Annotated in this window: 23 protein-coding genes and 1 pseudogene; 19 read left to right on the plus strand and 5 right to left on the minus strand. The window is 62.4% G+C overall.

The window, feature by feature from the left end; all coding sequences use genetic code 11:
* Nucleotides 1-7 precede the first annotated feature (7 nt).
* Nucleotides 8-1138 (plus strand): DNA methyltransferase, encoded by a 1131-nt coding sequence (locus AC0L39_RS05250; RefSeq protein ID WP_473262285.1) that lies wholly within the window; start codon nucleotides 8-10, stop codon nucleotides 1136-1138.
* A 42-nt stretch (nucleotides 1139-1180) separates the two neighbouring features.
* Here AC0L39_RS05250 and AC0L39_RS05255 read toward each other — a convergent pair whose 3' ends face one another.
* A complete protein-coding gene (locus AC0L39_RS05255; protein WP_473261320.1) occupies nucleotides 1181-2242 on the minus strand; it encodes a BLUF domain-containing protein in 1062 nt (353 codons plus the stop codon).
* Between the two features lie 464 nt (nucleotides 2243-2706).
* On the opposite strand from AC0L39_RS05255, the gene folP reads away from it, so the two are divergent.
* Together folP and AC0L39_RS05265 are read left to right on the plus strand one after the other, a co-directional pair.
* Nucleotides 2707-3822: a dihydropteroate synthase gene (folP, locus tag AC0L39_RS05260; protein ID WP_473261322.1), complete on the plus strand. Its 1116-nt coding sequence runs from the start codon at nucleotides 2707-2709 to the stop codon at nucleotides 3820-3822.
* Between the two features lie 71 nt (nucleotides 3823-3893).
* Nucleotides 3894-5111, plus strand: coding sequence for an alkaline phosphatase D family protein (locus AC0L39_RS05265; RefSeq protein ID WP_473261324.1), 1218 nt, complete (start codon nucleotides 3894-3896; stop codon nucleotides 5109-5111).
* Nucleotides 5112-5117: 6 nt separating this feature from the next.
* Here the strand turns inward: AC0L39_RS05265 and AC0L39_RS05270 are convergent, their stop codons facing one another.
* Together AC0L39_RS05270 and AC0L39_RS05275 are read right to left on the minus strand one after the other, a co-directional pair.
* Nucleotides 5118-5897: an SDR family NAD(P)-dependent oxidoreductase gene (locus AC0L39_RS05270; protein ID WP_473261326.1), complete on the minus strand. Its 780-nt coding sequence runs from the start codon at nucleotides 5895-5897 to the stop codon at nucleotides 5118-5120.
* A gap of 141 nt (nucleotides 5898-6038) precedes the next feature.
* Nucleotides 6039-7496, minus strand: coding sequence for a sigma-54-dependent transcriptional regulator (locus tag AC0L39_RS05275; RefSeq protein ID WP_473261328.1), 1458 nt, complete (start codon nucleotides 7494-7496; stop codon nucleotides 6039-6041).
* 267 nt (nucleotides 7497-7763) lie between these two features.
* On the opposite strand from AC0L39_RS05275, the gene AC0L39_RS05280 reads away from it, so the two are divergent.
* The 16 genes and pseudogenes from AC0L39_RS05280 to AC0L39_RS05355 all read left to right on the plus strand — a co-directional run bounded on the left by AC0L39_RS05280 (nucleotide 7764) and on the right by AC0L39_RS05355 (nucleotide 21728).
* The gene (locus tag AC0L39_RS05280; protein WP_473261330.1) at nucleotides 7764-7886 is read left to right on the plus strand and encodes a hypothetical protein; all 123 of its coding nucleotides are present in this window, start codon (nucleotides 7764-7766) and stop codon (nucleotides 7884-7886) included.
* Between the two features lie 16 nt (nucleotides 7887-7902).
* A pseudogene (locus AC0L39_RS05285) lies at nucleotides 7903-9028 on the plus strand (NAD(P) transhydrogenase subunit alpha).
* 3 nt (nucleotides 9029-9031) lie between these two features.
* Nucleotides 9032-9313 carry an NAD(P) transhydrogenase subunit alpha part 2 gene (locus AC0L39_RS05290; RefSeq protein WP_473261332.1) on the plus strand — a complete coding sequence of 94 codons (282 nt, stop codon included), beginning with the start codon at nucleotides 9032-9034 and terminating at the stop codon, nucleotides 9311-9313.
* Between the two features lie 3 nt (nucleotides 9314-9316).
* On the plus strand, nucleotides 9317-10765 hold the full coding sequence (locus AC0L39_RS05295) for an NAD(P)(+) transhydrogenase (Re/Si-specific) subunit beta (protein WP_473261333.1): 1449 nt from the start codon (nucleotides 9317-9319) through the stop codon (nucleotides 10763-10765).
* 12 nt (nucleotides 10766-10777) lie between these two features.
* A complete protein-coding gene (locus tag AC0L39_RS05300) occupies nucleotides 10778-11137 on the plus strand; it encodes a hypothetical protein (RefSeq protein ID WP_473261335.1) in 360 nt (119 codons plus the stop codon).
* A gap of 71 nt (nucleotides 11138-11208) precedes the next feature.
* Nucleotides 11209-12303 (plus strand): hypothetical protein, encoded by a 1095-nt coding sequence (locus AC0L39_RS05305; protein ID WP_473261337.1) that lies wholly within the window; start codon nucleotides 11209-11211, stop codon nucleotides 12301-12303.
* A gap of 16 nt (nucleotides 12304-12319) precedes the next feature.
* On the plus strand, nucleotides 12320-12727 hold the full coding sequence (locus AC0L39_RS05310; protein WP_473261338.1) for a hypothetical protein: 408 nt from the start codon (nucleotides 12320-12322) through the stop codon (nucleotides 12725-12727).
* 57 nt (nucleotides 12728-12784) lie between these two features.
* Entirely contained in the window at nucleotides 12785-13975 is a 1191-nt protein-coding gene (locus AC0L39_RS05315) for a parallel beta-helix domain-containing protein (RefSeq protein ID WP_473261340.1), read from the plus strand.
* Nucleotides 13972-15000, plus strand: a complete 1029-nt coding sequence (locus AC0L39_RS05320) for an SO2930 family diheme c-type cytochrome (RefSeq protein WP_473261342.1) — start codon at nucleotides 13972-13974, stop codon at nucleotides 14998-15000. Before AC0L39_RS05315 ends, AC0L39_RS05320 begins: the two co-directional genes overlap by 4 nt.
* On the plus strand, nucleotides 14997-15986 hold the full coding sequence (locus AC0L39_RS05325) for an alpha/beta fold hydrolase (protein WP_473261344.1): 990 nt from the start codon (nucleotides 14997-14999) through the stop codon (nucleotides 15984-15986). The genes AC0L39_RS05320 and AC0L39_RS05325 overlap by 4 nt, the downstream gene beginning before the upstream one ends.
* Before the next feature lie 77 nt (nucleotides 15987-16063).
* The gene (locus AC0L39_RS05330) at nucleotides 16064-16768 is read left to right on the plus strand and encodes an aspartate/glutamate racemase family protein (RefSeq protein WP_473261346.1); all 705 of its coding nucleotides are present in this window, start codon (nucleotides 16064-16066) and stop codon (nucleotides 16766-16768) included.
* A 321-nt stretch (nucleotides 16769-17089) separates the two neighbouring features.
* Nucleotides 17090-18289 carry a deoxyguanosinetriphosphate triphosphohydrolase gene (locus AC0L39_RS05335; RefSeq protein ID WP_473262287.1) on the plus strand — a complete coding sequence of 400 codons (1200 nt, stop codon included), beginning with the start codon at nucleotides 17090-17092 and terminating at the stop codon, nucleotides 18287-18289.
* Nucleotides 18290-18320: 31 nt separating this feature from the next.
* Entirely contained in the window at nucleotides 18321-19043 is a 723-nt protein-coding gene (locus tag AC0L39_RS05340) for an NAD(P)H-binding protein (RefSeq protein WP_473261348.1), read from the plus strand.
* The gene (locus AC0L39_RS05345) at nucleotides 19043-19489 is read left to right on the plus strand and encodes an ABA4-like family protein (RefSeq protein ID WP_473262288.1); all 447 of its coding nucleotides are present in this window, start codon (nucleotides 19043-19045) and stop codon (nucleotides 19487-19489) included. Before AC0L39_RS05340 ends, AC0L39_RS05345 begins: the two co-directional genes overlap by 1 nt.
* A 76-nt stretch (nucleotides 19490-19565) precedes the next feature.
* On the plus strand, nucleotides 19566-21128 hold the full coding sequence (locus AC0L39_RS05350; protein ID WP_473261350.1) for a long-chain-fatty-acid--CoA ligase: 1563 nt from the start codon (nucleotides 19566-19568) through the stop codon (nucleotides 21126-21128).
* 63 nt (nucleotides 21129-21191) lie between these two features.
* The gene (locus AC0L39_RS05355) at nucleotides 21192-21728 is read left to right on the plus strand and encodes a DUF938 domain-containing protein (RefSeq protein ID WP_473262291.1); all 537 of its coding nucleotides are present in this window, start codon (nucleotides 21192-21194) and stop codon (nucleotides 21726-21728) included.
* Here the strand turns inward: AC0L39_RS05355 and AC0L39_RS05360 are convergent.
* Together AC0L39_RS05360 and AC0L39_RS05365 are read right to left on the minus strand one after the other, a co-directional pair.
* Nucleotides 21725-21853 (minus strand): hypothetical protein, encoded by a 129-nt coding sequence (locus tag AC0L39_RS05360; RefSeq protein WP_473261351.1) that lies wholly within the window; start codon nucleotides 21851-21853, stop codon nucleotides 21725-21727. The two genes, AC0L39_RS05355 and AC0L39_RS05360, sit on opposite strands and share 4 nt — an antisense overlap.
* Nucleotides 21854-21969: 116 nt before the next feature.
* On the minus strand, nucleotides 21970-22098 hold the full coding sequence (locus AC0L39_RS05365; protein WP_473261352.1) for a hypothetical protein: 129 nt from the start codon (nucleotides 22096-22098) through the stop codon (nucleotides 21970-21972).
* Nucleotides 22099-22125: the final 27 nt, after the last annotated feature.

Genomic DNA, 22125 nt, shown 5'->3' on the forward strand with positions numbered 1-22125 from the left:
AGCGAAAGTGCGCAGCAAACGCGCTGTGAAGACGTCTCCGGAAGACATTCGCGCTCTCCTGCCGACCGGGCAAATCCTCTCCGGCGATTGTATCGAGGCGATGCGGTCCCTGCCTGACAATTCGATCGATTGCGTGTTCGCCGACCCTCCATACAACCTGCAGCTCGGCGGCGACCTCAACCGGCCCGATGGCAGCGAAGTCGATGCCGTGACCGATCACTGGGACCAGTTCGACAGCTTCCGTGTGTATGACGAGTTCACGCGCGGCTGGCTGACCGAAGCGCGCCGCGTCATCAAGCCCGACGGCGCGCTGTGGGTGATCGGCAGCTATCACAACATCTTCCGCGTCGGCGCGATTCTGCAGGACCTGGGCTTCTGGATTCTCAACGATGTCGTGTGGCGCAAGACCAATCCGATGCCCAATTTCAAGGGCACGCGCTTCACCAATGCGCACGAAACGCTGATCTGGGCGAGCCAGGGCGAAAAGGCACGCTATCACTTCAATTACCGCGCGATGAAGACGCTCAATGACGAGCTTCAGATGCGCAGCGACTGGGTGCTGCCGATCTGCTCGGGCGGAGAACGCCTGAAGGAAAACGGCAAGAAAGCGCATCCCACGCAAAAGCCCGAAGCGCTGCTATACCGCGCGCTGCTGGCAACGACCGAGGCGGGCGATGTGGTGCTCGATCCGTTCTTCGGTACGGGCACGACCGGCGCGGTCGCCAAGCGGCTGGGCCGCGAGTGGATCGGCTGCGAGCGGGAGGATTTCTACCGCGACGTCGCGTACAAACGCATTTCCCGGGAACTTCCTCTCGATGAGAGCGCTCTGAAGACCATGCAGTCTAAGAAGACCGCGCCCCGGGTCGCCTTCGGGACGCTGGTTGAAACCGGACTGATCGCGCCCGGCACCAAGGTATTCGACAAAAAACGCCGCTGGGTCGCGATCGTCCGGGCGGATGGCTCGCTCGATTATCGGGGACAGACCGGATCGATCCACGGCCTCGGCAAGGATTTGCAGGGCGCGCCCAGCTGCAATGGCTGGACCTTCTGGCATTACGAAGTCGATGGAGCAGCCGGTAAGGAGGTCAAACTGATCGACGCTGCCCGGCAGACCTACCTGCTGGCGAGCGAGGACTGACGCGGCACGCGCTGCGAATTCCGGCCCAACATGCGGGCGCTCTTACTTGGGATGCGGCTCCTGGCGTTTTTGCCTGATAAGCTCGGCCATTCGGACACTCGCTCCGGCTACTGTCTTGCGGGCATAATCCGCTCCGACATTTTCTGCCGTCGCCGCCGCATCGGCGAACAGCCGCCCACCGACCGATACCACCGTCAGCTGCTCAGGCTCTGCGAACCGGCTGCTCTCGATGGTTTCCCGTAATTTCGCCAGCGTGTGCTTGCGCGGCAATGCGTCGGAAAGGCCGATATCCATCGCGTCGGGGTGCTGCGCTTTCAGCTGATTGGCGAGCGCTTCATCGCTATCGGGAAAAGCCATATCGACATGCCAGCCTGCATCGGTGAACAGATCGGCAAGCAGTGAAGTGCCAAGCCCATGCGGCTCGCCCGGAGCGGTGGCCAGAAGGATGCTGTAGCGACTTCCCCGAAGCGCGCCGGGTGTCGGGCTTTGCCGGATGGCGTGACCGGCAAGCTGCAACATGCTGATCCCGATCGTCAGGTCAAGCTCCGAACAATCATCGGACAGCCAGGCATCGCCGAGCGCGCGGGCGGCCGGTTCGATCAGGTGGGTAAGGATCGAATCCCCCTCCCAACCTTGTTCGGCCAAAGATGCGATCAGCGAGTTGATACCGATATCATCGCCATTCAGGACAAGATTGATCAGGTCCGGCACCTGAGGTGTGAGGCGATGCTCCGCCTTGGCACGGTGAAGATAGCGCGAGGCTTCGTCGTCGCCGTGATAGCTGAGCAGATCCCACGCACCGAATAGCCTCGCGGGGATGATGTGTTCGCTCAGAACCTCGATATCGGAATGGCGCGTATCGCGGTGAATCGAGGTCCAGATTGTCTTCAGGCTTGCTGGCGGGCCTTCCAGTGTCTGGAAAAACCGCCCGTTATCGTAGAGCAGCATGCCCGTTACGCCCAGGCTGCGATTTCGCTCTCGCGCGTTCCAGGACAGCTCGCGCAAATCGACCGCAGTGGGCCGTGCCGTCGCCGTGCTTTGATAGGTTATGCTGCTCGTCCAATCGCCTGGATCGGTATTGCTCGTCTCTAGCTGCGTTGGCACTTCGGCCTCCCAGTCCACCACCGGGATGCACTTACAGGTTTGCCTTGCGCGACACTTGGTGAATCATGGTCAGGGTTCAAGCGAGACCCCTGCATTCTGAACGCGGTACAGACAAATCCGGGTAACCAGCCAAACTGCTGGTCCGGGTGCCGGGTCGCGGTCACCAAATTGTTCCTGTATTCTATCCCAAGTCCAAGCTGTCGTGGATGCCGCGCCGAGTCAAGCGAGATCGAACGCCCGCTGGCTCGATTGCCAGCCCGATTTCTCACGCCGATCTGTGGAGAGCGCCAGCATCGCGGATCATTCGCTCTGTCCTACATCGCGCGGCTGCGCTAGCACCGCTGCATGTCTGCAATCACGCTGAAATCGAGCCCGTCCGCGACTCTTTTGGGCTGCGAATCGGGCGGAGGGCTTTTTGATCCAGGACACTGTCTCATGTGTCTCATCCCAACACGAGAATTGCGGTGACTGCGCGCCTGTACCTCCACCCCATCGGCCTCGCATCCGGTCCGCAGGCCGAGGACGGCGCAGCGATTCGGCTTGCCGGAAGCATGGTGTATGCCAGCAGGTTTGCGCTGGTCGTGCGCGAAGGCGGCGCAGCGGTAAAGCGTGTGCTGTTCGGCGCGCGCGGGTTCGAAAGCGCTCTGGATGGGCTTGATGCCGGGCTGATCGAAGAGGCGCAGCTTCAGTGGGCGAACCTGCAAAAGACACATGCACCGATGCAGGTGGGTGAGCGGACCATCCGGTTCGACCAGCCGCAGGTGATGGGCGTGCTCAACGTGACGCCCGACAGCTTCTCCGATGGCGGCGAGTTCCTTGAGCGCCCCGATGCGGGCCAGGCCCATGCCGCCGCGATGCTGGAGGCAGGCGCCGCGCTGATCGACATTGGCGGGGAGAGCACCCGTCCCGGCGCTCCTGCGACATGGGAAGGGGATGAGAAAGACCGCGTGCTCCCGGCGATTGCTTACTGCGCCGCGATGGGCGCCGCGATCAGCGTGGATACGCGGCGCGCTGGCGTGCTCGAAGCGGCATTGGCGGCGGGGGCGCATGTCGCCAATGACGTGTCGGCGCTGCGCTACGATCCGCGCATGACCGAGCTGGTGGCCAACAACGCATGTCCCGTGATCCTGATGCACGCGCCGGGCAGCGGCGATGACCTGCATGAGGGCGGCGAGTACACTGACGTGGTCAGCGAAGTTTTCGACTTCCTGAAGGCAGCGCGCGAGCAGGCCATTGCAGGCGGCATCGCCGAAGACCGCATCATGCTCGACCCCGGCATCGGCTTCGGCAAGACGCTCGCGGACAACCTCGCACTGCTGAACGCCTTGCCGCTGTTCCATGCACTGGGATCGCCGCTGCTCTTGGGTGTGAGCCGCAAACGGATGATCGGCGCGCTCTCGAACGAAGAGGCAGCGCATGAGCGGCTCGGCGGCTCGATTGCGCTGGCGGCGCGGGGCATGGATGCAGGCGTGCACATGCTGCGCGTGCACGATGTGAAGGAGACGGTGCAGGCGCGCAATGTCTGGCGCGGACTGCGCGATGCGGCGCTCACCGACTTCGCGCAATTGCCGATGGATTAGGCGATATCGTCGCAATAATGTCACGCAAAGCGCGCTAGGGAAGCGCGAAGTTCATCAACAAGGAAACGCCGATGCTCCGCCTTTCACACCTCACCCTGACCGCTGCGGCGGTCGCCTTGACGGCAGCGCCGCTGCACGCCGATGGACACGAAGCAGAGGCGAAGCACGAACAGCATCAGATGCAGCACCACCGCCACGGCGATGGCCATGTCCCGATCTACGCCGAAGACCTGCTGGAGCCGTATTACAAGAAACTGGAGCAGCGCACCGACCTGCCCGTCGCCCCGGTCAATGCCGCGATTGCGTCCGAGACGGTCATCACCCGGCTCGCCTTTGGCAGCTGCAATCACCAGTCGCGCTCGCAGCATATGTGGGCACAGATTGCCGCGACCAATCCGGAGCTGTTCCTGTTCATCGGGGACAACAATTACGGCGATCAGGGATGGGACGGCGATGCTGCGCTGACGACCTTGCGTGAGGCGTACGCGGTGCAGGCAGAGACTCCCGAGCTTGCCGCATTCCGCGCGCAGGTCCCGATGATGATCACCTGGGACGATCACGATTTCGGCTTCAATGATGGCGGCGCAAGCTTCGCCTTTCGCGGCTGGTCGGAGACGATCTTCGAGACGTTCTGGGGCGCGTCGGACGAGGTGCAATCGCGTCCGGGCATCTACGAAAGCCGCATGTTTGGCACCGACGGCAGGCGCACGCAGGTCATCATGCTCGACACGCGCTTCTTCCGCTCTGACCTCGAGACGATGCCCTACACGCCCGAGCGCCCGCCGCTTGGACCGTATGCGCCGAGCGAGGATCCGGCCAAGACCATGCTGGGCGGGGCGCAGTGGGAATGGCTCGAACAGGAGCTGGCGAAACCGGCGGACCTGCGCGTGATCGTCTCATCGATCCAGGTGATCACCGATGCGCACAATTACGAAAGCTGGGAGGCGCTTCCGCGTGAACGCGCCAAGCTGTACGCATTGCTGGCGGGCCGCGCGGAAAGCGGTATGGTGCTGCTGTCAGGGGATCGCCATGCGGGCGGCATCTACTCCGACACTCCCGAGGCCGCCGGAGGTGAGCGCATCTGGGAGCTGACCAGTTCGTCACTCAATTATTCGTTCTCTACGACCGAACGCAACACCGCGCGCGAGCCCGACCCCAAGCGGCTCACCGACTTCATCTCGGAAGAGAACTTCGGCCTTGTCGAGATCGACTGGGATGCGCGCATATTTACCACCAGCCTGCGCGGCAGCGAAGGCGAGGTTCGGGTGACGCGCACCGTCAGTTTCTAGGCCCGCCTAGCCGGGGGACGCAGCGCTCCCGGCGAGCAGTCCGCCGTCAAGGGTGAGCTCCGCGCCGGTCATGTAGGCGCTGTCTTCCGACGCGAGGAACACGCAAGCGGCGGCGACCTCCTCGACCGTGCCGAAACGCTTCAATGGCGTATCGGCGACGAGCGCGGCCATATTGGCCTCGCGGTCTTCCCCGTCGCCCAGCATCGGCTCCCACATCGGTGTGAGGATCGCTGCGGGATGGACCGAATTGCATCGGATCGCCCAGCCTTGCTGCGCGGCGTAAAGCGCGACCGACTTGCTGTGATTGCGGATCGCTGCCTTGCTCGCGGCATAGGCGGCGGCTCCTGGAATGCCGACCAAGCCGGAGCGCGAGGACATGTTGATAATCGAACCTGTGCCCTTCGCCTTCATCGCCCGCAGCGCATATCGGCAGCCGAGGAACGTGCCATCGGTGTTGACCGCGTGGACCGCGCGCCAGTCTTCGAGCGAGGCGCGCTCCGGATCGTGCGGGCGAGGGCCTTCCTCGAACCCGGTAATCCCGGCATTGTTGACAAGTACGTCGATGGCCGGGAATTCGGCCTCGATCCGGTTCCAGTCCGCTTCTCGGCGGACGTCCAGTTCGCGGAACTCGCACCCCAGCGTTGCTGCGGCGGCTGAGCCGGTTTCAGTGTCGATATCGGTCAGAACCACGCGCGCGCCTTCGGCAAGGAAGCTTTCGCAGATCGCCTTGCCGATACCGCGAGCAGCGCCAGTGACGACGCACAGCGTGTTGGTGAGTTTGAACATGGGGTTACCTCGGGAATTCAGATGTCAGAAACGGCGCACAATTCGCCCGGAGCTGGGTTTGATCCGCCCTAGCGGTTGCTCTTGTTCACCTGACATGCTCCCCGATTTGCAGACGCAGGCTAAGCCAAGCCGCGCCGCCGATCAAGCGGCGTTGTCGATCCCGAGATCGGAGAGCTTGCGATACAGCGTAGAGCGTCCAATTCCAAGGCGCCGGGCCACTTCGGTCATCCGGCCCCGGTAATGCCCGATCGCGAGGCGGATCACGTCGGCCTCGATCTCTTCGAGTGGGCGCAAATTGCCATCGTCGGTGTAGAGCATCACGCCCATGCCCTCATGCGAGCTTGCCAGCGGATCGCTTTCGATCTCACCCAGCATCTCGGAGAGCTGCGGGAAGCTTTCTGCGGTCAGCGAATTGCCTTCGCAATAGACCGCCGCGCGGAACAGGACCGATTGCAGCTGGCGCACATTGCCGGGCCAATCATAGGCGGCGAGCAAGGCAAGCGCTGTATCAGATACGGACAGATGCCGAAGGCCCGGCTGCTCACCGATCCGGCCAAGGAAATGGCGGGTCAGGGCCGGTATGTCGCCGGACCTCTCGCGCAGCGGGGGAAGGGCGATGCGGGTTGCGGACAGGCGCTTTGCCAAGGCAGCATCGAAATGGCCCGCATCGACGAGCGCAGCAAGTCCGATATTGCTCGCGGCCAGGACGCGTACATCGACGCGGAAACCATGAGCGGCGCCGATGGGCCGGACGATACCGCTCTCGAACGCTTCGGCGAGGCGGCTTTGCAGGTCCGGCGTCAGGCGGTCGACCTCGTCGAGGACAAGAGTGCCGCCATCGCATTGTTGCAGCGCGCCGATCTGGCGGTCGAAGGCGCCGGGAAAGGCGTTGGGCTCATGCCCGAACAAAACCGATTCCATCGAATTGGGCGGGACGCTGGCGGCATTGATGAAGCGCAGTGTCTCCTTCACACGCGGGCTGGCGGCGCGCATGGCGCGCAACAGCATTTCCTTGCCCGTACCGCTTTCGCCCTCGATCAATGCATGTCCGTGCCCGCGCGCAGCCTTGGCCGCCTGAGCGAGTGCCGTGCGGAATTTGGGTGCAGTGCCGATCATCGCATCGAAATCGAGCGAGGCGGACATCTTCTCGGCCAGCGGGGCGAGCTCGTTCTGCGGAGCCTCGCGCGTGGTGACGCTGCGCAGTGCCTCCATCAGGCGGTCGGGCGAAACCGGTTTGACGAGATAGTCGCTCGCGCCTGCGCGCATCGCCTCGACCGCGAGCAGCGGAGAGGCGCTGGTCGTCAGCATCAGGATCGGCAGGGCAGGGCGGCGGCTCTTGAGTTCTTCGATCAGTGCGCAGGCATCATCGCCGGGCACCCACTGGTCGAGCAGGATCGCGGACAATTGCATGCCTTCGCGTGTCCCGAGCATGGCGATCGCGGTTTCTCCATCCGGGGCCACGATTGTGCGCCAGCCATCGCGCGCCGCAATGGCCGATATAAGCCGGCTTTGCGCAGGCTCATCGTCGATCAGCATCAGCAGACGCGTATCGACAGCCATTTCCGGCGCATTATCAAGGTGCGAATCCATATCGGACATAGTTTGAGCCGCAAATCCTCCACACGCCCCCGAAAACCGTCCCAGGGTGAAACGTCGGGCGACTCTACGGAGATTGGGTAAAGACCGGATTAAGGCTGAACTCGCGCAATGACGGTTTTAGCGCAGTTTCGTCGTGTCTGCGCGTCCACTCCTCTCAATAGAGCGGGCTTGAGTGCAGGGCCGCTCCGCGATACGGGCAGTCACATTCAATCATCGGCAACCATTTGCCGAACCCGACGTTAAGCATCAAAGAGGATTACCAGGGCCATGGCTTCGCACGATATGGACAAGGCAAAGCAGACCTACAGCGGCTTCATGAGCACGCTGAAATGGGCAGTGCCGCTGATCGCGGTCATAACACTTTTCGTAATTATGCTGATCGCAGAATAAAGGCAGACACCGCCACGTGAAAATTGCTGTCCTGAAAGAACGCGCCGCAGGCGAAGAGCGGGTTGCCGCTACGCCTGAAACGGTCAAGAAATTCATTGACCTCGGAAACGAGTTCGCAGTCGAAGCGGGGGCCGGTGAAGGCGCCTCGATTTCGGACGATGCCTATTCCGAGGCAGGCGCGAGCATTGGCGATGCCGCCGCGCGCGTGAAACACGCGGATATCGTTCTCGCGATACAGGCACCGGAAGTCGCGCTTCTCGAAGGGGCTAAACCGGGCGCGTGGGTGGCAGCGTTGTTCGATCCGTTCAGCAACGGCGATCTCGTCGAAGCCTATGCCAAGGCGGGTTACGAGGCGCTGTCGATGGAATTCATGCCGCGCATCACTCGGGCGCAGAGCATGGACGTTCTTTCCAGCCAGTCGAATCTTGTAGGCTACAAGGCCGTTCTGACTGCGGCACGACACGTTCGGGCGCGCATTCCCGATGATGATGACGGCGGCAGGCACGGTCAAGGCGGCCAAGGCGTTCATCATGGGCGTCGGGGTTGCCGGGCTCCAGGCGATCGCCACGGCGAAGCGGCTGGGCGCACAGGTTTCCGCCACCGACGTGCGCTCCGCCACGAAAGAGCAGATCGAAAGTCTCGGCGCGAAAGCGATCTTCGTCGAGGATGTCGAGGGTATCGAAGGCGAAGGCTCGGGCGGTTACGCAACCGAGATGAGCGACGAGTACAAGGCCGCGCAAGCGAAACTCGTATCCGAACACATCGCCAAGCAGGACATCGTCATCACCACCGCACTCATCCCCGGACGCGCCGCACCTCGCCTGATCACGGACGAGCAGATTGCCACGATGCAGCCGGGCAGTGTGATCTATGACCTCGCGGTCGCGCAGGGCGGTAATGTCGAAGGTTCCGTGCCCGATGACATGGTCGTGCGTCACGGCGTCACCATTATTGGCTACGCCAACACGCCCGCGCACCTCGCCGCCGACACCTCGGCGCTGTTTGCGCGCAACCATTTCAACTTTCTCTCGGCTTTCTGGGACAAGGAGGCAGGCAAGCCCGAGCTCGACGACGAGATCGGCGACGCGATCCGCCTGACCAAGGGCGGCGAGATTGTGAACGAGCGGCTGAAGGGGGCCTGATCCATGGATTTCATCAGCATTCTCTCGATCTTCGTGCTGGCGTGTTTTGTCGGCTATTATGTGGTCTGGTCGGTGACGCCCGCGCTGCACACGCCTTTGATGGCGGTAACCAATGCGATTTCGTCGGTGATCATCGTCGGCGCGCTGATCGCGGCGGCGGAGGCGGGTAGCCCGACCGCGAGATATCTCGGCCTTGCAGGCGTGGTGCTGGCGAGCATCAATATATTCGGCGGGTTCGCCGTGACCGAGCGAATGCTCGCAATGTACAAAAAGAAGGAGAAGTAAGAGATGATCTTCTCCATTTTCGCGGGCGCATCAGACGCCGCTTCGGCAACACCGGCATGGGTCCCGCTCGCTTACCTCGTTTCGGGCGTATTCTTCATCCTCGCGCTGCGCGGGCTTTCCAGCCCGGCGACAAGCCGTGCGGGCAATCGCAACGGCATTATCGGGATGCTGATCGCGGTGGCGACGACGCTTGTCACGCATGACGTTGCCAACCTGCTCGAGATCGGCATTGCCATCGCCATCGGCGGGCTGATCGGCTTCACGATCGCGCGCCGGATTGCGATGACGCAAATGCCCGAGTTGGTCGCAGGCTTTCACTCGCTGGTCGGCATGGCCGCGGTGCTGGTCGGCTGGGCTGCGTATCTCAATCCGGGCGCATTCGGCCTGCTGGTGGACGGAGCAATTTCTCCGGTCAGCAAGATCGAGATGGGCCTTGGCATCGCCATTGGTGCGATCACCTTCTCCGGCTCGGTCATCGCCTTCGCCAAGCTTTCGGGCAAGATGAGCGGGTCTCCGATCCTGCTGCCGGGACGCCATATCATCAACCTTGGCACGCTGGCCGCGATCATCATCCTGACCGGGCTGTTCGCGGCGGCCACAGGACCCGCGGCGACGCTGCCGTTCATCGTTGCGGTTACCGTGCTCGCCTTTGCGATCGGTTTCCTGCTGATCATCCCGATCGGCGGAGCGGACATGCCGGTCGTGGTGTCGATGCTGAACAGCTATTCCGGCTGGGCGGCGGCAGCGATGGGCTTCACGCTCGGCAACACCGCGATGATCATCACCGGCGCGCTGGTAGGTTCATCGGGCGCAATCCTGAGCTACATCATGTGCCGGGCCATGAACCGCAGCTTCATTTCGGTGATCGCGGGCGGCTTCGGCGCGGATGCGGCCGCTGGCGGCGGGGAAGCGCGCGAGCAGCGCCCATACAAGCAGGGCAGCGCGGAAGACGCCGCCTACATGCTCGAACAGGCCGAGAAGGTCATCATCATTCCGGGCTACGGCATGGCGGTGGCGCAGGCGCAGCACGCGCTGCGCGAAATGTGCGACCTGCTCGAGGAAAACGGCACCGAGGTAAAGTTCGCCATCCACCCGGTTGCAGGCCGGATGCCAGGGCATATGAACGTGCTGCTGGCAGAGGCGAGTGTCGATTATGACAAGGTGTTCGAGCTTGAGGACATCAACTCCGAATTCGCGCAGGCCGATGTCGCTTTCATCATCGGCGCGAACGACGTGGTGAACCCGGCGGCAAAGACCGACAAGACCTCGCCGATCTACGGGATGCCGGTCTTCGATGTCGACAAGGCCAAGCAGGTCTTTTTCATCAAGCGCTCGATGGGCGGTGTCGGATACGCGGGGGTCGATAACGACGTCTTCTACATGGATCAGACGGTCATGCTGCTGTCCGACGCAAAGAAGATGGTCGAGGAAATCGTCAAGGCGATCGACTAGGGTTAAACCGCCATGCGCAACATCGTGATCCTGTTGATTGTCTTCCTGATCGGGCTTGGCGCGTGGTTCTTGCTGCGCGATGACGGCGTGGTCGAGCAGGTCACTGCGCAGCGCATCGAGCAGGCGCTTCTCGACAACCGTGTCCCGCCATCGATGGCCGAATGCATGGCACCGCGACTTGCCGACAGGCTCAGCATCAGCCAGCTGCGCAATCTCGAACGTGCGGCCCCGCAGGAGGGCGAAAGCCGCATCCCGCTCTCGACCGGCGAGGCGATGGCGCGGCTGCGGCGCGTCGAAGATCGAGCTGCGCTTGAAACGGTCGTGACAGTCGCGGGCGGCTGCGGCTTCGACCTGATGCTGCAAGGCCGGTAGAGCACGCGGCGCTGGCAGGCTTGTCAGCACTCCCCATCGTGCGGCATCATGCGCTCGACGAGGAGAAGACCATGTTCAAACCAATGATGACCGCTGCGCTGCTTGGCTGCGCTGTTTCAGCATTCCCGGCGACAGCCCAACCCTCCGAGGCCACCGAGCGCGTTGGAACCGAATTCATGGTTTTCGAGGCCGTTGCCACCGAACAGGCGAAAGCCGAATTCCTGCGCGGTCTCGCTCTGCTTCACAACTTCGAATACAGCCGCGCCGCCGCAGCCTTTCGCGCCGCGCAGGACGCCGATCCCGATTTCGTCATGGCGTATTGGGGCGAGGCGATGACGCATAACCATCCTCTCTGGGATGAGCAGGACCGCGACGCCGCACGAAACATCCTGGCCCGGCTCGCTCCGACGCCTGAAGCGCGGCTCGCAAAGGCTCGAAACCCGCGCGAGGCGGCATGGCTTGGCGCTGTCGAAACGCTCTATGGTGAAGGCGAAAAGAAAGCGCGCGACCTTGCCTATCTCGCCGAGATGCGCGCGATGCTGGACTCTGACCCTTCCGATATCGACGCGCGCGCCTTCACCGGCCTTGCCATCCTCGGCAGTTCGCATGGCGGGCGGCAGATTCCGATCTACATGGAAGCCGCAGGGCTGCTTGAGGAAGGGTTCCTCGAGCATAAGCAGCATCCGGGCATCCTGCATTACCTGATCCATTCCTATGACGACCCGGATCATGCCCCGCTCGGCCTGCGCGCGGCGCGCCGATATGCGGTCATTGCGCCCGATGCGGGACACGCGCAGCACATGGTCAGCCACATCTTCAACGGATTGGGCATGTGGGAGCAATCGGAGATCGCCAATGTCAACGCCGATGCCGTGGTGGATCGCCAACGCATAGCTCAAGACCGCGCGCCAACTTCGTGTGGTCATTACAACGAATGGCTGGTTTATGCGCGCCTGCAGCAGGGCAAGGATGCGCGTACCGATTATCGACGGTTGTCGCGCGCAGGCAGAGGCGGAGCTTGCCCGATTTGTCGAGAGCGGAGAACCGGGATACCCCGCCGCTGCAATCAGCTATGGCGACATGGAACTGCGCTACGGGATCGAAACCGGCGACTGGCGCACACCGATCGGGTCTACCCCGCCTTTCTACTCGAAATTGCGATATGATTTTGCGAATGCCGAAATGCTTGCATCGATGGGAGACGCGGCGCGCGCGGCCAATGCCTTGGCAGTGCTTGAGGACGAGGCGGCGGCGACGATTGCGATCATTAAATCGATGTCGGCGGGCGCTGACCAGATTTCGCCCTGGGTTCAAGCTGCGGTGGATCAGGGCAGGGCCGTCCATGCCCTGTCATCGGGCGAGACCGAGCGCGGGATCGCGATGCTGCGTTCCGCTGCCGAGGCGGAAGCAGCGCTTCCGGCGGTGTTCGGTCCGCCCGCTATTCGCAAGCCGAGCTATGAACTGCTGGGGGAGGTGCTGCTGGAGCAGGGCGACGCGGATGGAGCGGCAGAGGCATTCCGCCGGGCGCTGGCGTTTGCGCCCGGCAGGCGGCTGTCGATCGCAGGACTGGAAGCGGCGCAGGCTGACTAAGCGCTCTTGCAATCCGCCTCTCTTGCGGCACTATGCAAGCGGGAGAGGGAGACACCCATGATCAGACTGACAATAGCTGCGCTCGCGCTAGGCAGCGCCGCGCCCGTTCTTGCCGAAACGCACACGATTGCGCCGGGCGACGGAGCACAGGAGCGCTTGCAAGAGGCGCTTATCCTGGCGCAGCCGGGTGATGAAATCGTGCTGGAGGCAGGCCGCTACGCGCTGACCGACGGGCTTAGCCTCGACGTTGACAGAGTGACCGTGCGCGGGGCTGGCATGAATGCGAGCGCGCTCGATTTCACTGATCAGCAAGGGTCGGGCGAAGGGCTGCTGGTGACCTCCGACGGAGTGACCTTGCGCGATTTTGCCGTCGAGAATGCCAAGGGTGACGGTATCAAGTCCAAGGGCGCGGACCAGATCATCTATCACGGTTTGCGCGTCGAATGGACCAATGGGCCGGATGCAGGCAATGGCGCCTACGGCATATATCCGGTCGAGGCGCGCGATATCCTCGTGCAGGACAGCTATGTGCGCGGAGCATCGGATGCTGGCATCTATGTCGGCCAGTCGGAGAACATCGTCGTGCGCCGCAATCGGGTGGTCGAAAACGTCGCCGGGATTGAGATCGAGAACAGCAATTTCGCCGAGGTGACCGAAAACCTCGCGACGCTCAACACGGGCGGGATACTGGTCTTCGACCTGCCCGGCCTGCCGAAGGTTGGCGGCGGATCGGTGCTGGTTGCGCGCAATGCGGTGATCGACAACAACACCGACAATTTCGCGCCCGAAGGCAATATCGTCGCCAGCGTGCCGGCGGGGACCGGGGTGATGGTCATGGCGAACAAAGGCGTTCAGGTGCTCGACAACGCGCTCGTCAACAATTCAACCTCGCATGTGATGCTGATCGCCTACACTCAGCCCTTCGATGATGAGCGCTACGAGCCGCGCCCGGTCGATGTGGTGGTGCGCGGCAATGTTTACGGATCGGGCGGGAATGCGCCCGATTTCGAAGGCGGAGACCTGCTGGCCGCTGCAGTGGGCGGCGCGCTGCCGCCAGTGCTGACGGACGGGCTGCACGCGAACCTTGCGGTCGAGGACGCGGTGCCGGTCGTGTCGCTCGGACTGACTGAGGTCGGCCAGCCTTTCACGCAGGCCAGCCCTTCGATTATCGAGCCGGTGATCGCCGGCGGCGCGGCAGTGCTTGCCTCGGTCGTCCTGCCTGACGGGATGGAGGCGCGGCTGCAGTGAAGCGCTCGCTTGCCTTGCTGTTGGCCGGTGCGATTGCCTTGGGCGGATCGATCGCGGCGCGCTCCGGCGGGCCGGAGTTGGTAAATCACTCTGCCATCATGGAAGAGGATCTGCCGCGCAATTTGCATGACTTTGCCTTTTTCTCTGATCCGGCTGCCCGGCGACCGAACAGCGGCGTTATTCGGTATGAACTGAACACGCCGCTCTATTCGGACGGGGCGGACAAGCTGCGGTATATCTACCTCCCGCCGCAAACCGAGCTGACCGCCGATGAAGATGGCCTGCTCGAATTCCCGGTCGGTTCGGCGATCATAAAGACATTTGCTTTTGGTACGGGCGAGGCGCAGCGCTATATCGAAACGCGCGTGCTGCTTCACCGCAGCGATGGCTGGACCGCGCTGCCTTACCGCTGGAACGAGGAGCAGACCGAGGCAAGGCTAGCCCTGGCGGGGGCGAGGTTGCCGATCACCACTCCGGCGGGCGAGAAAATCAGCTACCGCATACCGAACAAGAACCAGTGCAAGACCTGCCATAGCAAGGACGGAGCTGTCATTCCCATCGGACCCAAGGCCCGCAACCTTTCGCGCGAATGGCTGGGCGAGATGGTGGATACAGGGCTTCTGGCCGCTGTCCCCGAAGGCTCGGACGTCCTGCCCGATTGGAGCAGCCGCGACGATGCTGCCACGGCCAGTCTCGCGCGGGCTTATCTCGATGTGAACTGCGCGCATTGCCACCAGCCGGGAGGGGGCGCGTCGAATTCCGGGCTCGATCTGCGCTGGGAGCAGGACGATCCGCACAAGCTGGGCATTCGCAAGCCGCCGGTCGCCGCGGGCAGAGGCGCAGGCGGACACGCGGTGTCGATCGCGCCCGGTGATCCGGGCTCTTCGATCCTCGTCTACCGGATGGATTCGGCCGAGCCGGGTATCGCGATGCCCGAACTGGGGCGCTCCACCGTGGACCCTGTCGGCGTAGACGTAGTTAGCCGCTGGATCGAGGAAATGCCTGGGGCGGATGCATTGCGATGAAGTGGCCGCTGCGAATCCTCTTCACGCTGATCGCGCTGCTGGTGATCGCTTTCCTAATTTTCCGAACGCCCGACACCGATCTTGTCGAGATGCGCGCGAAATACGGGACTGCGCCGTCGCAATTCGTTCAGATCGGGGACGGCGTGATTGCCCACGTTCGCGACGAGGGACCACGCGATGCACCCCCGATCGTCCTGCTGCACGGTTCCAATTCGGACCTGCGCACATGGGATGAATGGGCCGAGGGGTTGAAGCAGGAATACCGGGTCGTGCGCTTCGACCAGGTCGGGCACGGTCTGACCGGAGCGGACCCCGATGACGATTACAGCCGTGCCAATTTCACCGAGGATATTCGCGCGCTCACCTCTTCACTCGGCATTGATAGCTTTGTCGTCGGAGGCAATTCGATGGGCGGCAAACACGCGCTCGCCTTTGCCGCGGCATATCCCGAAAAGGTGAGGGGGCTGATCCTGGTCGATGCGAGCGGAGGGCCGATCATCCGCAACGACAATGATGACGAAGACAGCGGCAATATCGGGTTCACGATTGCGCGGACGCCCATCGTCAACAGCATCGCTGAACAGATCACGCCGCGCAGCCTGATCGAACAATCGCTCCAGCAATCGGTTGCGGACCCGTCAGTCGTCACCGAGGAAATGGTCGATCGCTATTGGGAATTGCTGCGCTATCCCGGCAATCGCCGGGCGACGATGAAGCGGTTTTCGACCGATTACGACCCGCTGGCCGAAGGCGAGATTGCCGGCATCGAGGCACCAGCGTTGATCTTGTGGGGCACCGAAGACCGCCTGATCCCGGTCGAAGCGGGCGAATGGCTCGACCGGGTGATGCCAAACAGCCGTGTCGTCACCTATCCCGGTATCGGTCATTTGCCGCAGAAAGAGGCACCGGCAGAGACTCTGGCAGATGTGCGCGAATGGCTTGCTGATGTCGAAACAACACCTGTGCCGCCAAACCCTGGGAATTAACCGGTAGCTATAGACGCCGGATCAAGTTCGCCGCTAGATCGTTTCTATCGCTTCTGACCGGATTCGAGGAACTACCTTTGCGCAAATTGGGACTTATTGGCGGCATGAGCTGGGTGTCGACCGGTATCTATTACGATCGGATCAACCGCATCGTGCAGAAACGCTCGGCGCCGATGGCCAGCGCGCCGTTGCTCATCGAGAGCCTCGATTTCTCCGAGCTATACGGCTTGCAGGAGGGAAAAGACTGGAAACGAGCCGCAGGCGTTCTCGCCCGCAGTGCCAAGCGGCTTGAGGCTGGCGGCGCAGAGGCGCTGATCATCGGGGCCAATTCGATGCACAAGCTGTATGACGAAGTCGCAGAGGAAGTCGGTATTCCGATCCTGCATATCGCCGAGTATGTTGGCCGCGCTCTGAAGGATGCCGGCCATAAACGCGCAGCCCTGATCGGCACGCGCAACGTTATGACAGAGAGTTTCTACCGCAAACGGCTCGTCTCCTACGGTATCGAGCTGCTCCCGCCCAATATGGACAATGTCGAAACGCTCAACCGCATAATCTACGACCAGCTGATGGTTGGAAAGATTACCCGTGATGCCGAGCGGCAGCTGAAAACCATCATCACCAACAAGGCGCAGGAAGGGGCCGACTCGATCGTCCTCGCCTGTACGGAACTGGATCTGGTTGTCGATGTAGATGCAAACGTCTTGCCAGTGTTCGACTCGACGCGAATTCACTGTCAAGCGGCGGCAGACTGGATCCTCGAGCACGAATTGGTGGAATAGCGCGCATCTCACCGCTTTGGCGGCACAACTCGGCTTAAGCAGGCAAATCATAGGATGCATCCGACATTCCTCGCGCCTAGGCGGGAATTGAGTTTGTCATTGCAACGTAATGAACAGATTCTGGGTCCTCGGGTCGCCTGAGGTCCTCGGGACCGCTCTCCACCCCCCCCCCCCCAATGCACCCGGAGAGCGGTCCCACTCCTTTTTCCCGATATCGAACGGGGCGGCGGCGAACCGGTTACTGTCCACGGCAATCATCCAAGGTTGCCCATCTGTTCCCGTTGAGCCGAGCCCCGCGCTGACCTAATCGCTAGAACCGTGATATTCCGCGCGCCCTATGCTGCCGACCCGTCGAAAACGCGCGGGCGTGAATTCGAAGTGCGGCGCTGCGCTGGTGAGGGCATGGCTGGCCCTGCGCCAACGAATGCCGAGACCCGCGGACCGCGCAGCGAATTTCAGCGCGACCGGGACCGCATCATTCACTCGATGAGCTTTCGCAGGCTCAAATCGAAAACGCAGGTCTTCATCGCACCGGATGGCGACCACTACCGAACCCGCCTTACGCACAGCCTCGAAGTCGCGCAGATCGGGCGCGTCCTCGCCCGCGCGCTCGGGCTGGATGAAGACCTGACCGAGGCGCTGTGCCTCGCGCATGACTTAGGCCATCCGCCGTTCGGCCATGCCGGGGAAGACGCGCTGGCGGAAGCGATGAGCCGCCACGGGGGATTTTGCCACAACGCCCAGGCGCTGCGCACGGTTATGCGCATCGAAAGCCCCTATCCCTCGCATGACGGGCTGAACCTGACATGGGACCTGCTCGAGGGGCTGGCAAAGCATAACGGGCCGGTAAACGCTCCGAACTGGGCGTTAGCGCAGCTCGACGAGGCGTTCCCGCTTGATCTCGGGACGTGGCCCTCGCTCGAGGCGCAGATCGCCGCTGTCTCCGATGATATCGCCTATGACAATCACGATATCGACGACGGGCTGAGGGCGGGCTTTCTCGATCTCGACGATTTGATGGAGCTGAACTTTCTCGCCGACCAATGGCGCGCTGTTGAAAAGCGGTTTCCCAATGCACCGCGCGACCGGATGCTGCGCGAGCTTATCCGCGACCAGATCGGCCTTATGGTGAACGACGTCATCGAGCATACGAGCGCGCAGGCAGATGGCCTCGGTTCGGCAGGCGAAGTTCGCGAGGCAGGCCGGCAAATCGGCGGGTTCTCGCCGGAAATGGCGGTCCACGAACGCGCTCTCAAATCGTTCATGTACACAAAGTTATACTACCACCCAGAACAGGTCGAAGCCGCACAGCGCGCGCGTGACGTTATCGCGCGCCTGTTCGCGGCATATTCGCAGGACGACCGGCTCATGCCCGAAGACTGGCGGCAGCGCCTTCCCGAGCATGATCCGGGCCGCTCACGCGTGATCGCTGATTTCATCGCCGGAATGAGCGACAGTTTTGCGATGCAAGCCTGTGCTACGATCTACGGCGAACAACCGCAGGGACTGAGCAATGTCTAACCTTAGGCGCGGCGCGCGTGCAAGCAGGACCATGGGGCGCAAGGCCCCTGAACGCATCGGAATGGTCGGAGCCACCGGGCTGATCGGGCGCCGGGTCATCGAGATATCGAGCGAATCCGAGCAGGCCCGGATCGTCGGCATCGCCCGGCGCGAAATCAAGCTGCCCGAAGGCGCGCGTATGGAGATGTTCGTCGCCGATCCGGCGAAGTGGGGCGAAGTGTTCGAGGCGGTCAAGCCGCGCTCGTTCATATGCGCGCTCGGCACCACCTGGAAAAAGGCGGGCCGCGATGAGGAGGCATTTCGCGCGGTCGATCAGGACCTGATCGTCGAAACCGCCGAAGCGGCCAAAGCGGCAGGCGTGCTCAACATGGTGCTTATCAGCGCTGCGGGCGCCCATCCGGGCTCGAAGAACCTCTACATGAAAGTGAAGGGCGAGACAGAGCAATTGGTGACAAAGGTCGGTTTCAAGCGGCTCGACATTCTGCGCCCCGGCCTGCTGCGCGGCTCACGGCAGAACGATTTCCGCCTTGCCGAGAAAGCCGCAATGACATTCGCTCCGTTGGTCGAGCCGATGCTGCCCGCCAAATACGGGATGTATCACTCGGTGAAAGCTGACTTGGTCGCAGAAGCCGCGCTGGGGCTGGCTATGCGCCGCGCGCAGGGGCGCTTTACCCATGATCTCGACGCGATGAAACGCGCAGCGCGCGAATGGCGCGCCAAGGCCGAGAAAGACCTGGAAGACCTCGAAGAGTGATGGATTGGGGACTGGTCTTCAATGCCGTCAATCTGATTGCGCTGACTGCGTGGGCGTGCCTGATCGCGCTGCCGCGCTGGCCATCCCTGCTATCCGCTGTGCTCTACATGGGCGTCGGGCTGCTCTGCCTGATCTACGCAACCGGCCTGATAGCGGTGCTGTCCGGCGTGCTCCCGGCGGGCGAAGGCGGGGCGGATTTCACCTCCATCGAAGGCGTGCGCGCGATCTTTGCAAGCGATGTCGGGGTGACGATCGGCTGGACGCATTACCTCGCCTTTGACCTGTTCGTCGGCCTGTGGATCGCACGCGATGCCGATGCGAAATCTGTCTCGCGCTGGTTACAGGCACCGGTCCTGCTCGCGACCTTTATGGCCGGGCCGCTAGGCCTGTTCGTCTGGCTGCTGGTTCGAGAGCGCCGCGCGCGGGCATCGGGCCGCTGGCAGTAGCGTAAAGCGCTGGACCGCTGGACGCGCTTTGCCCTAGACTTGCGCGTAATAATGCATCTGGGGAGAGATCACGGTCATGGAGCAGAACGCCCATCACAGCTTTGTCACATTCGATAAAATCCTGAACTTCTGGGCGAAAGAGCGGCCCGACGCGACCGCCTTCGAACAGGAAGGGCGCATCACCACCTATGCCCAGGCAGACGATTTGACCCGGCGCCTGATCACTTTGTTCAGGGACCGAGGCATTGCCAAGGGCGACCGGATCGCGTGGCTCGGCAAGAATTCCGACCTCTATTTCCTGCTCTACCTCGCGGCTGCCCGGATGGGCGCGGTGATGGTGCCAATCGGCTGGCGGCTGGCCCCGCGCGAAATCGCCTACATCCTCGAGGACACAGGCGCAAAGCTGTTGTTTTGCGGAGAGGAATTCTTTGAAACGGCGCAAGACGTGTCGCAGGAAGTACCGGCCAAACCGCAAGTGATCGAGGCTGAATTCGCCAGGCGCGAGGCCGCGCAACTTCCGCCTGCAAGCTACGCCCCGCCCGGCGAGGATGAGCCGATCCTGCAGCTCTACACGTCCGGCACGACCGGCAATCCAAAAGGTGCGGTGCTTTCGAACGGAAACCTGCTCGGCCTGCGCAATCCGGGCAACGAGGCGGGTCTGCCGTGGAATTTCTTCGAAGATGGCGATTGCATGCTGATCGCCATGCCATGCGCGCATATCGGCGGAACCGGCCTGATGAATATCGCCGTCGCCAATGGCATCCGCAGCGAGGTGCAGGCCGAATTCACTCCCGTCGGCGTGCTAGAGGCGATCGAGAACGGCGCGACCCATATGTTCATCGTGCCCGCCGCGCTGCAAATGGTGGTGCAGCACCCGCGCGCAGCCGACACCGATTTCTCGCATCTGCAATACCTGATGTACGGGGCCGCGCCGATGCCGCTCGAGCTGCTGAAAGAAGCGGTCAAGACCATGCCCACCACCAAATTCCTGCAAGCCTATGGCATGACCGAGACGAGCGGCACGATCTCGCTGCTGCCGCCGGAGGATCACAGCCTCGAGGGAAATGAGCGGATGCGCTCGGCGGGCAAGGCTGTGCCGGGGGTCGAGATCGAGGTCAGGGACAGCGACAATAGCGAGCTTCCGCGCGGCGAGATCGGTGAGGTCTGCATCAGATCGCCCTCCAACACCGCCGGATACTGGAAACTGCCCGATGCGACGGCCAGCACGATCGACGATGATGGCTGGCTGCATACAGGCGATGCCGGGATCATGGATGATGACGGCTATGTCTACATTCAGGACCGGATCAAGGACATGATCATCTCGGGCGGCGAAAACGTCTATCCCGCAGAGGTCGAGAATGCCATCTTTGGACACCCTGCCGTCGCAGAGGTCGCAGTGATTGGCGTCCCGTCCGAAAAGTGGGGCGAAGAGGTGAAAGCCTGCGTCGTGTGCAAACCCGGCGAGGAAATCGATGAGGGCGAGGTTATCTCCTACACGCGCGAACGCATCGCTGCGTTCAAGGCACCGAAGAGCGTGGACGTCATTCCAGAAATGCCGCGCAACGCCTCAGGCAAGATCCTGCGCCGCCAACTTCGCGACCCTTACTGGGAGGGGCAGGAGCGGCAGGTCGGCTGACCGGTGAAACGTCATGCGCCCGCGACCGAGCGTAACCGGGAAGCTATTGCGGCGGTTCTGGAAATGGAATTGCCGGACCAGGGTCTCGTGCTGGAGATCGCCAGTGGATCGGGCGAACACGCGGTGTTCTTTGCTGAACGCTTTCCCGCGCTTGGCTGGCAGCCGAGCGATCCCGATCACGATGCGATCGCCTCGATCGCCGCGTACCGAGAGGATTATGGTGGATCGAACCTCCTCGAACCGGTGGTGCTGGATGCGGCCTTGCCGGACTGGGCTCCGCGATCCGCAGAGGCTGTCCTGTGCATCAACATGGTCCATATCAGCCCTTGGTCGGCGACAAACGGACTGTTCAAGGGTGCGGCGCATGTCCTGAGCGGCGACAATGCGCCGCTGATCCTCTACGGGCCATACTTCGAGGATCAGACCGAGCCTGCGCAATCCAATCTCGATTTCGACCTCAGCTTGCGAGCACGCAACCAGGACTGGGGCATTCGGCAGGTCGCAGACATGGACAACGCCGCCCGCAGGCACGGTTTCGTCCGTGCCGCACGTCACCTAATGCCGGCGAACAACCTGATGCTGATCTATCGGCGGATTTAGGTTTCTTCGTCGACAGCGTCGGCGACCGATTTAAGGTCGTCGCCCACACCGCGCACAGTGTTGCACGCCGCCGTCGAGGCGAGAATTGCGGCCACGGCCACGGCATTGAAAATCTTGCGAGTCATTGTTTGTTACCTTCGTATCCCGAGCAGCGAGGATCGCCGCAAAACCGCCCGATGGCAACAAAAAAGGGCCAGCCCTTGAGGCGAGCCCTTGTGCGGCGGTTCGAGCGAACCCGTTTTTATGTTTCTTCATCCACCGCATCAGCTGCAGAATTCAGGTCGTCACCCACGCCGCGCACCGTGTTGCAGGCTGCGGCTGAAAGGGTCATCGCGCCAAGGGCGATTGCGATCAAGGTCTTGCGGATCATTGAATCCTCCTCTCGTTCGAAGACATA

Source organism: Erythrobacter sp. K21-9, assembly GCF_055808355.1.